The sequence below is a fragment of the Algoriphagus terrigena DSM 22685 genome (genome assembly GCF_000429445.1).
GTDB classification, from domain to species: domain Bacteria; phylum Bacteroidota; class Bacteroidia; order Cytophagales; family Cyclobacteriaceae; genus Algoriphagus; species Algoriphagus terrigena.
On the sequence record NZ_AUBW01000050.1, the window covers coordinates 1 to 3,836 of the forward strand.

Below are 3,836 nucleotides of genomic sequence, written 5' to 3' on the forward strand. Positions count from 1 at the left end.
ATTTCAATTTCCCTCGACACCGTTCGCCTCGACTCGACACCGTTCGCCTCGATTGGGAGTGCAAATATCCCCCTTTTTTTCTCCACAACAATACCTCAACTGAAAAAAAACCACCCTTTCCCCTAACTCCCTGAAAATGATCAAAGAAAAGTTTTCGTGGTTTTTCCAGAAAATCAAATTGAGCACAACCGTCTGAACACTTAAATCAACCCCGAAACAGAACAATCTTCCAAAAAGCTCTGAAAATCAATACCTAAAGAAGGACTGCCCGGAGTACCTGCGGTTCTTGGGCTTCTTCGGCGAAAAAACATATCGTAAAGACAATTCGTGGGATCCGCCAGAGGCAGACGTTCCGAGTTTGGAAATAGCATAGTCAAAACTATAGCCCACATCTAAGCCGACGGGAATATTAACTCCTAACAAGAATACCAAGGATTCATTATTCGGCAAGGAATACTTGGTCGGAAGACCGCGATACCACATTCCCAAAACCAACGGCTCAAAGAAAAATTCCGCTCCCAAATCCAATTGAGAAAACTCCCCTTGCTTTTTATAATTGAAACCCAAGCCCAGTGACCGCTCCTGGTCGGTATTATTGAAATAATCATTGATATCCCCAGCCGCCAAATCGATTCGGTAGCCACCGTGAAGGGAATATTTCATCGGAAGCTGATTGGAGTTGTCAGCCAAATAGCTGATCTCCGGCTCAAGCAAATGGGCAACTGAAACTCCAAACCAAGCTTTCTCACCATAATATAAGAGACCTGCGTTCGCATCAGCCGATTTGATCTGGCTATCTCCTTCAAATCCCTCGCCGGGTTCTCCCACTATTTGTCCCGTATCGATATTCAACTGTGTACCCAAAATAACGCGATCAAATAGCGCGTCCCTCGCCACAAAGCTCCCCTGAACGCCTGCTTGGATATAGTTTTTCTCATTCAACTTCAATCGATAGGAATATGTCAAGCCGATTTCATTCAGTCTAGTCTGGGTAAATGACTCTTGGGCCCCTTGAATAATCAGCCCAAACCCTGAATTGATTCCCTCCTCATAATGATCGAAGTACGCTGTGTAAGCCACAAAGCTTGCGTCCATCGCTGGCCACTGATTTCTAAAATTAACCCCGACTCTGGTCAGGCTCGTGCTTCCTGTGAACGCAGGATTCAAATAAATGGGGTTTGCATAGTATTGGCTGTACTGGATATCCTGGGCGAAAGCCAAAGAGCTCCAGAGAAAAGGCAGCGAACACATCAATGCCCTTTTCATGTGTTTATAATTGATGTTTTTTTGGCCACATGGAATCTCGCATAGCGAATAATCATCCCAGTGTGTGACACTTGAGTCATGCTCGATTTCATCGGATCAATCTGAATTTGCCACTATCTACCACCTTTTCTCCATCTGTAGCGATGCCGTTGATCCGATAGGCATAGACGCCGGCATCCAAGAGTTTCCCTTCAAGGGTACCATCCCATCCTTCGGTTTCCAGATCTTCTGATCTGAAGATCAATTCTCCCCAAGTATTAAAGATCAACAATTCGAAATTCACCAATCCTTTCTGTTTGGGGAGAAATGTTTTGTTCTCAGCGGCAGTTGGAGTAAATCCTGTCGGCACCATCAAACGATAACTTCGGGTAATTGAGACAGTCTTCACCACACTCTCCTGACAACCATTTTGGTCTGAGATAGTCAATTGCACCCCAAACTCTCCTTTTTTCCCAAAAACATGTACCGGGTTTTGCTCCTGAGAAGTCGACCCATCTCCAAAATCCCAATCCCAGCTCACGGTTCTCTCATCCGACAGGTCTTCAAACTGAATCACATCGTCCGGGAAAACACCTCCCCCGGTCTCGTCTTTCACCCCAGTACCCTCCACTCCAAAATCAAAATCTACTGTCAACTCTGTCTCCTGAATAAATATCTCCACCGGCACCGGCTCAGAATAGCATTCTAGACTTTTCAGTTTCCCCCGAAGCTCATAATTACCAGACAGACCAACAGATTTCAATTCATCATTCATGAGTGAAAGTCCCATTCCAGAAATCTGATAGTCGTAAATCTCGGCGTTGTACCCAGAAATCTGCGCTGTGACATCCACCGGTTGACCAGGAGTACAGCCCACCAGAGGAGAATCAATTGCCAATTCAGGAAACTCCGGCATTGCTATCCGCACCTTATTACTGACGGCGGGGCAGTTTTTTGCATTGTATCCCCTCATCTCATACTCGCCTACCTCGCTCGCAGTAAAGATTGGCTCGACCGCCCCCTCAATCAATTCACCATCCTTGTACCATTCAAATCGCTCGTACTCTTCTTCACCAGATCCCTCCATATCCACCGATTCTCCGGGGCAAATATCAACGACGTCCAGCACCTCGTTTGCCTGTGACACTGAGAGCTTGATCGGCATAGGCGATTCCTCGATTTTCAGGGTAACCGAATTACCCTTGGAGGACTTGCCATAGCTGTCCGTGATGGTATAAAAAACCGTCACTTCTTGCCCGGCATATTCTTCATTGGGAAAAAATGTAAACCCTCCGGCCTGGTCACTCGCCGCGAAGGTGCCTTGGGGCAAAATCAGGAATCGATTCTGCTCCAAGCACCGGGCCTGTGAGCAAAGATCTTCTGACTCGCTTTCGATATCTCCAATCGACTCATAAAATTGAAGGCATCGGATTACACTGTTCTCATTGGGCAGGACAATATCGTCATCGGTGATGTAATACTGATTTTCTTGACCGGCGCAGGCCGCGAAATCCGTCAGGTCAACTCCAACAGGATCTTGAAGTTTATCATCAGCGGAAACTTCCACGATAAGGTTTCGGATTTCATGAAAATTGGAATAGCCACCGGTGGACGCGGCAAATCCGATCTTCAGATTCTTCGGAGCGGGGAAATTATAAGGTTGCTCAAATATGGTAATCTGTCGCGGCAGAATTGGCTGGGTAGTCACTACCATCGACAGGATTACAAAAAAACCTACGCCGTTGGGATTTGGCTCCAAGTTCAAATTGACCTTACGATATCCCACCGCATTGCGGTCTGTGACCCTTGAAGTACCTGCTCCTCCGGAACTGATCTCGAACTGACCGCCTGGTAACACACCGTCGGGGCCAGAGCTCATCGTCTTTTTACCTGTTATAAAGGGGTATCCCGAATTTCCATTTCCCGGACCACGCAAGACAACCGTATTGGGTACGAGCTCATTCTGACCGACTCCTGCAAAACCGCCGTTCTTGCCTTCAGAACTATTTCCAAAATTTCCAAATTCATCAAAGCCAATTCCTAAGTATCCATTCGAAACACCCGGCTCAGCACTTCGCGGCGCATACCCCAACGATCCCCCAAACCCTCCGGAATTAAAGCTCTGGGTATCTCCATCAAACAGAAACATCGAAAGGCCGTCGGCTAAAAACTGTCCGGTGCCGCCGTAGCTGAAGTATTCGAATTCTACCTTCAAACCGTAGGATGAGGGAAAGGGTACATCTATATATATGTATCCTCGTTGGTTTTGTTGATTGCTGGTGAGACGAAGAACTCCGTCAACTAATCTTGCGTCGCCGCCATAGATTGTGTTTGCCTGGGTACTTGGCGTCTGAAACGTTTCACAATAGGGAAAACCAACTTGCGCCGATGCCTGGATTCCAAGCAAAACAAATCCGAACAGCGCGAGTAATCTTAGATATCCCTTCAACCCCAGTTATTTAGAATCATAAATAAATGACAAAGGGATTATAAAACAGGTTCTACCACGAATTTAATGGAAATGGTATCTTTAGGCAAAAAGATGTTCACAGAGAATTTTTTCACAAAGCTGCTTGATCTGGAAGACGGTT

At 46.4% G+C, this 3,836-nt stretch carries 2 protein-coding genes; both read right to left on the minus strand.

Annotated features, from left to right (window positions below):
- Positions 1-246 precede the first annotated feature (246 nt).
- Positions 247-1,266: a PorP/SprF family type IX secretion system membrane protein gene (locus tag G459_RS0123805; protein WP_026969823.1), complete on the minus strand. Its 1,020-nt coding sequence runs from the start codon at positions 1,264-1,266 to the stop codon at positions 247-249.
- Between the two features lie 88 nt (positions 1,267-1,354).
- Positions 1,355-3,694 carry a PKD domain-containing protein gene (locus G459_RS0123810; protein WP_157373443.1) on the minus strand — a complete coding sequence of 780 codons (2,340 nt, stop codon included), beginning with the start codon at positions 3,692-3,694 and terminating at the stop codon, positions 1,355-1,357.
- Positions 3,695-3,836: the final 142 nt, after the last annotated feature.